The 7,898-nt window shown below is 70.1% G+C and carries 6 protein-coding genes; 5 read left to right on the top strand and 1 reads right to left on the bottom strand.

The window, feature by feature from the left end:
- Nucleotides 1-56 precede the first annotated feature (56 nt).
- Together ACFWFI_RS38480 and ACFWFI_RS38485 are read left to right on the top strand one after the other, a co-directional pair.
- Nucleotides 57-260 carry a hypothetical protein gene (locus ACFWFI_RS38480; protein ID WP_073747065.1) on the top strand — a complete coding sequence of 68 codons (204 nt, stop codon included), beginning with the start codon at nt 57-59 and terminating at the stop codon, nt 258-260.
- 185 nt (nt 261-445) lie between these two features.
- On the top strand, nt 446-649 hold the full coding sequence (locus ACFWFI_RS38485) for a DUF6243 family protein (RefSeq protein WP_387399815.1): 204 nt from the start codon (nt 446-448) through the stop codon (nt 647-649).
- 67 nt (nt 650-716) lie between these two features.
- On the opposite strand, the gene ACFWFI_RS38490 is transcribed toward ACFWFI_RS38485, so the two are convergent.
- Complete coding sequence (locus ACFWFI_RS38490; protein ID WP_387399818.1) at nt 717-2,183, bottom strand: MFS transporter; 1,467 nt, start codon at nt 2,181-2,183, stop codon at nt 717-719.
- Between the two features lie 101 nt (nt 2,184-2,284).
- Here ACFWFI_RS38490 and ACFWFI_RS38495 point away from each other — a divergent pair, with 101 nt between their 5' ends.
- From ACFWFI_RS38495 to ppdK, 3 genes are all read left to right on the top strand, one after another.
- The gene (locus tag ACFWFI_RS38495) at nt 2,285-3,175 is read left to right on the top strand and encodes a helix-turn-helix transcriptional regulator (protein WP_387399820.1); all 891 of its coding nucleotides are present in this window, start codon (nt 2,285-2,287) and stop codon (nt 3,173-3,175) included.
- Nucleotides 3,176-3,220: 45 nt separating this feature from the next.
- Nucleotides 3,221-4,369, top strand: a complete 1,149-nt coding sequence (gene dusB, locus ACFWFI_RS38500; protein WP_387399823.1) for a tRNA dihydrouridine synthase DusB — start codon at nt 3,221-3,223, stop codon at nt 4,367-4,369.
- Nucleotides 4,370-4,942: 573 nt separating this feature from the next.
- Nucleotides 4,943-7,654 (top strand): pyruvate, phosphate dikinase, encoded by a 2,712-nt coding sequence (ppdK, locus tag ACFWFI_RS38505; protein WP_387399825.1) that lies wholly within the window; start codon nt 4,943-4,945, stop codon nt 7,652-7,654.
- The last annotated feature ends 244 nt before the right edge of the window (nt 7,655-7,898 follow it).

Raw genomic sequence — 7,898 nt, forward strand, 5'->3', positions numbered from 1 at the left:
CGCGGAACCGGGGGCTTCGTGCACACTGGGCGCACTCGTCCACAGGGAGGCCAAGGATGCCGTCCATGACCACGAGCAAGGTCAGCAGATGGGACCAGCACGGCCGTGAACACGTCGTCCACGTAAGGAAGTCGGGGATGCAGCGGCAGCTGACCTGTGACACCTGCGGATGGCGCAAGGGGGCGCAGTTCCTGCCCTGGCTGAAGGCCGAGGAGCACCTGACCGAGGCCCACCAGGCCACGGTCGACCCGACCGCCTGAGCCGGCGCCGGGGCGTGGCCGAAAAAACTGGATGAGGCGCCCCTCCGGCCGGGGTACCTTTTCGCTATGTCTTCGTTCTTCCAGATCTACGAGTGAGCGCGCGACGGGCCCGACCGCCCGTCGCCCATCGGATCGATACACGACACGTCATCCTCACTTCCTCAACTCAAGAATGGGAGAACCCCGTGGCCAAGAGCCGCAACAACCTCCTCGGCGTGGGCGGACAGCGCAAGAAGCTGTCCCGCGCCGAACAGCAGGGCGCGGGCCCCGCGCGCGACAACGACCGCAAGGTCGCCGAGGACAAGAAGCAGGAGCTGGTGCGCAAGATGCGTGAGCGCGCCGCCGCCGCTGAGGCCGCACCGGCGCAGGACGCACCGGCCGGGAGCTGACCTCCTCGCACCACCCGTACGACACGGGCCCGGATCACCTCGTGATCCGGGCCCGTGTCCGTCCCACTCACCCCACAGCGCGAGGCAGCCGCAGGCTCAGCAGGGTCGTCAGGACGACGGCCGCCAGCTGCACCAGCAGCGTCACGATCAGTGCGTCCCGCATCCCGCCCGGTGCCAGCGCGAGGAACAGCGTGCCGAGCGTGGCGACCCCGAGCGCCAGAGCCGCCTGCTGGGTCGTCGTCATCACGCCGCCGCCCACCCCGGCCCGCTCGGCCGGTACGTCGGACAGCACGATCCGGATCAGGACGGGCAGTTGCAGCCCCTGCCCGAGCCCCGCGACCGCGACGCCCGGCAGCAGCCCCAGCAGCCCGAGGTCCGGCCAGCCGCGCCACACGGTCAGCGCCAGCACCGTGACGCCCACGCCCTGGATCAGCCCGCCGGCCGTCACGACCCGGCTGCCGAAGCGCCGTACCAGACGGGGGCCCGCCAGCGAGGCCGCGAAGAAGGCGGCGGCCATCGGCGCCAGGGACAGTCCCGCCGCGGCCGGTCCCATCTCCAGACCCTGCTGGAGGGCGACCGCGATCACGAACATGAAACCGCCGAAGCCGATCGAGAACGGCACCACCAGGGCGAGGCCGCGTCGCAGCGAATCCAGCCGCAGCAGGCTCGGCGGCACCAGCGGTGTCCTCCCCTGCGCGTCGGCCCGCCGTTCGACCCGGTAGAAGGCCACCGCGGCGAACGGGAACAGGCCCAGCGAAACCCAGGTCCACAGGGGCCAGCCCGCCGCCCGCCCCTCCGTCAGCGGGGCGAGCAGCGTCACCAGGGAGAGGGCCAGCAGGAGCGTGCCCGGTACGTCGACGGGGGCGGGCCGGTCCGAGCGGCTCTCCGGCACCGAGCGGGCGGCCAGGAACAGCCCCACGACCGCCACCGGGACGTTCACCAGGAACACCGACCGCCAGCCCGCGCTCTCGCCGAAGACCGACGACAGCGGAGCGGCGGAGACCAGGACGCCCCCGAGGATCTGGCCGGCGACCATGGAGAGACCGGCGGTCGCCCCGTACAGGCTCATGGCCCGCGCCCTGCGGTGCCCGGCCGTGGACGACTGGATGGTGGCGAGCACCTGCGGCAGCATCAGCGCCGCCGCGGCGCCCTGCGCCACCCGTGCCCCCACGAGGGTCCAGGCGTCCGGGGCCAGCCCGCAGGCGAGGGAGGTGAGGCCGAAGGCGGCCATCCCGATGAGGAAGAGCCTGCGCCGTCCGGCCATGTCGCCGAGGCGCCCGCCGAGGACGAGCAGCACGGCGTAGGAGAGGCCGTAGCCGGCGACGACGAGTTCGAGCAGGGCGGGGCCTGCGGCCAGGTCGTGGTCGATGGTGGGCAGCGCGACGTTCACGATGAAGAAGTCGATGAGCGGCAGTGCCGCGCCGAGCAGCACGGTGAACAGCCCGAGCCCGCCGAGCACCGGCGCGGGGTGGTCGTAGCGCGCCACAGGGGTGCCGGTGGCGGTCGCGTTCGTCAGTACAGGGGATTCACTCACGCCATAGACTCTGGACCGGTACTCAGCCTGGTACCAGAGTCTTCTTATCCTGGTACACACAGCACCTGGCAATACGCCGGGGCGTTCGGCACGCTGGGAGCATGACGACCGTGGTGACCGAGACAGACGTCCGGCGGAACGAGCTCGCCGGCTTCCTCCGCAGCCGTCGTGAGCGGATCACCCCCGAGCAGGTGGGTCTGCCCCGCGGCCGCCGCAGGCGCACCCCCGGTCTGCGCCGCGAGGAGGTCGCCCAGCTCTCGGCCGTCGGCGTCACCTGGTACACGTGGCTGGAGCAGGCACGCGACATCCAGGTCTCGCCGCAGGTCCTCGACTCCCTGGCCCGCGCGCTGCTGCTCGACCGCAGCGAACGCACCCACCTCTTCGCCCTCGCCGGGGCCGTGGACCCCGCGCCGGGCTCGGACTGCACCGGCGTCACCCCGGCCTTCCAGGAGATGCTCACGCGCCTGGAGCCCTTCCCGGCCTGCATCCAGAACAGCCGCTACGACATCCTCGCCTACAACCGCACCTACGGTCGGCTGCTGTGCGACCTGGACGACGTCGCCCCCGAGGACCGCAACTGCATGCTGCTCGCCTACACCAACGAGGACTGGCGCGCCGCCGCCGTCGACCTGCCCGGCATGCGCCGGGTGATGGCCGCCAAATTCCGCGCCTCGATGGCGGAGCACCTGGCCGAGCCCGCCTGGAAGGCACTGCTGGCGCGGCTGGAAGCGGTCTCACCCGAATTCGGTGAGATCTGGGCCCGGCACGAGGTCGTCGGACCCTCGAACCGCACCAAGATCTTCCGCAACGCCCGGGTGGGGCTGCTCCGGCTCGACCACACCGATCTCTGGCTGGGCCCCTCGGCGGGTCCGCGCCTGGTGACGTACGTCCCCTCGGACGAGGAATCCCGGCAGGGGCTGGAGCGGCTGATGGAGTCGGCCCTCGCCGAGGGGGCGGTACCCGCCTCCGGCCCACCTCTCGCCCAGGCCTGAGCGGGCGGGCTCCGCGCCGCCGTCCGCGTACGGGACAATGGGGCCATGACCACGCTCGCCCCTGCCCTCCCGCTGCTCCGGATCGGCCCTCACACCGTGCAGCCGCCGGTCGTGCTCGCCCCCATGGCCGGCATCACCAACGCGCCCTTCCGCACCCTCTGCCGTGAGTTCTCGGGCGGCAAGGGACTGTTCGTCAGCGAGATGATCACCACGCGGGCGCTGGTCGAGCGCAACGAGAAGACCATGCAGCTCATCCACTTCGACGCGAGCGAGACCCCGCGCTCCATCCAGCTCTACGGGGTGGACCCGGTCACCGTCGGCAAGGCGGTCCGCATGATCGTCGACGAGGACCTCGCCGACCACATCGACCTGAACTTCGGCTGCCCCGTCCCCAAGGTCACCCGCAAGGGCGGTGGCTCCGCCCTCCCGTACAAGCGGCCCCTCCTCCGCGCGATCCTCCGCGAGGCCGTGGCCGAGGCGGGCGACCTCCCGGTCACCATCAAGATGCGCAAGGGCATCGACGACGACCACACCACCTACCTCGACGCGGGCCGCATCGCCGTCGAGGAGGGCATCACGGCCGTCGCCCTGCACGGCAGGACCACCGCCCAGCACTACGGCGGCACGGCCGACTGGGACGCCATCGCGCGCCTCAAGGAGCACGTCCCCGAGATCCCCGTCCTCGGCAACGGCGACATCTGGAGTGCCGACGACGCCCTGCGGATGATGCGTGAGACGGGCTGCGACGGTGTCGTCGTCGGCCGCGGCTGCCTGGGGCGCCCCTGGCTCTTCGGTGACCTGGTCAGCGCCTTCGAAGGTACGGGGACGAGGCAGGAGCCCGTCCTGCGCCAGGTCGCGGACGTCATGCTGCGCCACGCGACGCTGCTGGGGGAGTGGATCGGCGACGAGAGCCGGGGCGTGATCGACTTCCGCAAGCACGTGGCCTGGTATCTCAAGGGCTTCGCGGTCGGCTCGGACATGCGCAGGAAGCTCGCGGTCACCTCCTCGCTGGAGGAGCTGGGCGGACAGCTCCAGGAGCTCGACCTGGACCAGCCCTGGCCGGACGGAGCGGACGGCCCCCGGGGGCGTACCTCCGGCAACAACCGGGTGGCGTTGCCGGACGGCTGGCTCAAGGACCCGTACGACTGCGCGGGCGTGGGCGCCGATGCGGAGCTGGACACCTCGGGCGGCTGAGCGCCCTCTCTCTGCCGGGGCACCGAGTGCCCCCTGAAAAGCCCGCTCACATGAGCGGGCTTTTCTCATAAGATCCGAAGCGTTCCCGCCCCGTTCGACGGCAGACGTGTGGGCCCGCTCTCTTTTCGGGGGTTGCCGATTACGTTGTGTCAGCGAGTTGTAGCCCTGTGATGACCAGTCGTTGACCTGCGGGCGTCCGGATGGTGACATCTGAGCGCGCGAAGGAGCGTGATTCTCGCCACCCCTGAGTGGCGTTTGGCTCAGATGAGCGGTCTCGGGGATGCTGTACTTCTCAAATGGCGGCACTGGGTGCCAGGCGTGTTTACTTTGATCGATCAAAGCATCCACTACCTTGCGTATCCGAATGAAGCAAACCCAGGCACTCATCGTGATGATGCATTCAAGAGGTGAACGATGTGCGTCTTCGGGAGGTACCAGCCCGTTACTTTCGATCTGCTGGCGGACGGGTGGTTGAGACCTCACGACGCGCAAGTGGCCGTACCGGGACACCTTCGATCTGGGTATGTTCCTCGCCGTCAGGGCAGCCACCGCGTCCTCGAGGAGTCGAGACCCGTGTCGGAAAACAAAGATCCCCAGAAGTTCGTCTACGACTTCACCGAGGGCAACAAGGATCTGAAAGATCTTCTGGGCGGCAAGGGTGCCAACCTCGCCGAGATGACCAATCTCGGGCTGCCCGTCCCTCCGGGCTTCACGATCACCACCGAGGCCTGCAAGGTCTACCTCGACAGCGGTGACGAGCCGGCGGAGCTGCGCGACGAGGTCAGCGCGCACCTCGAGGCGCTCGAGAAGCGGATGGGCAAGAACCTCGGCCAGGCCGACGACCCGCTGCTGGTCTCCGTCCGTTCCGGTGCGAAGTTCTCGATGCCCGGCATGATGGACACGGTCCTCAACATCGGCCTCTCCGACGCCTCGGTCGTGGGCCTCGCCGCCCAGGCCGGCGACGAGCGCTTCGCCTGGGACTCGTACCGCCGCCTCATCCAGATGTTCGGCAAGACCGTGCTCGGGGTCGACGGCGACCTCTTCGAGGAGGCGCTGGAGGCCGCGAAGGAGGCCAAGGGCGTCACGGTCGACGTGGATCTGGACGCGGCCGACCTGAAGAAGCTCGTCAAGCACTTCAAGAAGATCGTCACCCGGGACGCCGGGCGGGACTTCCCGCAGGACCCGCGCGAGCAGATGGACCTGGCCATAAAGGCGGTCTTCGACTCGTGGAACACCGACCGGGCCAAGCTCTACCGCCGCCAGGAGCGCATCCCCGGCGACCTCGGCACGGCCGTCAACATCTGTTCGATGGTCTTCGGCAACCTCGGCCCCGACTCCGGCACGGGCGTCGCCTTCACCCGTGACCCGGCCAGCGGCCACCAGGGCGTCTACGGCGACTACCTCCAGAACGCGCAGGGCGAGGACGTCGTCGCGGGTATCCGCAACACGGTGCCGCTCGCCGAGCTGGAGTCGATCGACAAGGTGTCGTACGACCAGCTGATGAAGATCATGGAGACGCTGGAGACCCACTACAAGGATCTCTGCGACATCGAGTTCACCATCGAGCGCGGCCAGCTCTGGATGCTCCAGACCCGGGTCGGCAAGCGCACCGCCGGTGCCGCCTTCCGCATCGCCACCCAGCTCGTCGACCAGGGCCTCATCGACGAGGCCGAGGCGCTCCAGCGGGTCAACGGCGCCCAGCTCGCGCAGCTGATGTTCCCGCGCTTCGACCACAATGCCGCCAGCGTGCTGCTCGGCCGCGGCATCGCCGCGTCCCCCGGTGCGGCCGTGGGTAAGGCCGTCTTCGACTCGTACACCGCCGTCAAGTGGTCGCGGTCGGGCGAGAAGGTCATCCTCATCCGCCGGGAGACCAACCCCGACGACCTCGACGGCATGATCGCCGCCGAGGGCATCCTGACCTCGCGCGGCGGCAAGACGTCGCACGCCGCCGTCGTCGCACGCGGCATGGGCAAGACCTGTGTCTGCGGCGCCGAGGAGATCGAGGTCGACACCAAGCGTCGCCGGCTGACCGTCGGGGACACCGTCGTGGAGGAGGGCGACCTCGTCTCCGTCGACGGCTCCACCGGCAAGGTGTACCTCGGTGAGGTGCCCGTCGTGCCGTCCCCGGTCGTCGAGTACTTCGAGGGCCGCATGCACGCGGGCGCCGACGACGCCGACGAGCTCGTCGCCGCCGTGCACCGGATCATGGCGTACGCCGACCGGGTACGCCGTCTGCGGGTACGGGCGAACGCGGACAACGCCGAGGACGCCTCGCGGGCCCGCCGCTTCGGCGCCCAGGGCATCGGCCTGTGCCGCACCGAGCACATGTTCCTCGGTGAGCGCCGCGAGATGGTGGAGAAGCTGATCCTCGCGGACACCGACGACGAGCGCGAGGCCGCGCTGGCCGCGCTCCTGCCGCTCCAGAAGGCCGACTTCATCGAGCTGTTCGAGTCGATGGACGGACTGCCCGTCACCGTCCGGCTGCTCGACCCGCCGCTGCACGAGTTCCTGCCGGACATCACCGAGCTCTCCGTGCGGGTCGCGCTGGCCGAGTCCCGCAAGGACGCCAACGAGAACGATCTGCGTCTGCTGCAGGCCGTGCACAAGCTCCACGAGCAGAACCCGATGCTGGGACTGCGCGGTGTCCGCCTCGGCCTGGTCATCCCGGGTCTGTTCGCGATGCAGGTCCGTGCGATCGCGGAAGCGGCGGCGCAGCGCAAGAACGCCAAGGGCGACCCGCGCGCCGAGATCATGATTCCGCTCGTCGGCACGGTCCAGGAGCTGGAGATCGTCCGCGAGGAGGCCGACCACGTCATCGCGGAGGTCGAGGCGGCCACCGGCACGGAGCTGAAGCTGAGCATCGGCACGATGATCGAGCTGCCCCGTGCCGCGCTGACCGCCGGTCAGATCGCCGAGGCCGCGGAGTTCTTCTCCTTCGGAACGAACGACCTCACCCAGACGGTGTGGGGCTTCTCCCGTGACGACGTGGAGGCCTCGTTCTTCACCGCGTACCTGGAGAAGGGCATCTTCGGGGTGTCGCCGTTCGAGACGATCGACAAGGACGGCGTCGGCGCCCTCGTACGCAGCGCCGTGGAGGCCGGCCGGGCCACCCGCCCGGACCTCAAGCTCGGTATCTGCGGCGAGCACGGCGGGGACCCGGAGTCGGTGCACTTCTTCCACGAGGTGGGCCTGGACTACGTCTCCTGCTCGCCGTTCCGCATTCCGGTCGCCCGGCTGGAAGCGGGCCGGGCCGCCGCCGAATCGCGGGGCAGCGACAGCCGCTGAGTCCCCGCGGAGAGCGAACGTCACGACTCCGGATACCGCCGCGGACCACAGAGACCCTCATAGGGGTCCGACGGCGGGGCCGGATTACCCGGAAGCGGGGGGCGCCCGGGGGGGGGGGGGGTCGCGGGGGGCGTTTTCCGCCTGGGGGGGGGCTTTTTCAGATTGGGCGGGGGGGGCTTCGGCCTGGGGGGGGGCTGCTTCGACAGGGGCTGCTTCGGCCTCTGCCTCAGCCGGTGCCTCGGCG

This window comes from Streptomyces sp. NPDC060209 (assembly GCF_042728155.1).
GTDB lineage: Bacteria > Actinomycetota > Actinomycetes > Streptomycetales > Streptomycetaceae > Streptomyces.

Excerpts from the sequence above, each read along its gene's own strand:
- ACFWFI_RS38480 (WP_073747065.1), top strand. The coding sequence starts at position 57 with ATGCCGTCCATGACCACGAGCAAGGTCAGCAGATGGGACCAGCACGGC.
- ACFWFI_RS38495 (WP_387399820.1), top strand. The coding sequence starts at position 2,285 with ATGACGACCGTGGTGACCGAGACAGACGTCCGGCGGAACGAGCTCGCC.
- dusB (WP_387399823.1), top strand. The coding sequence starts at position 3,221 with ATGACCACGCTCGCCCCTGCCCTCCCGCTGCTCCGGATCGGCCCTCAC.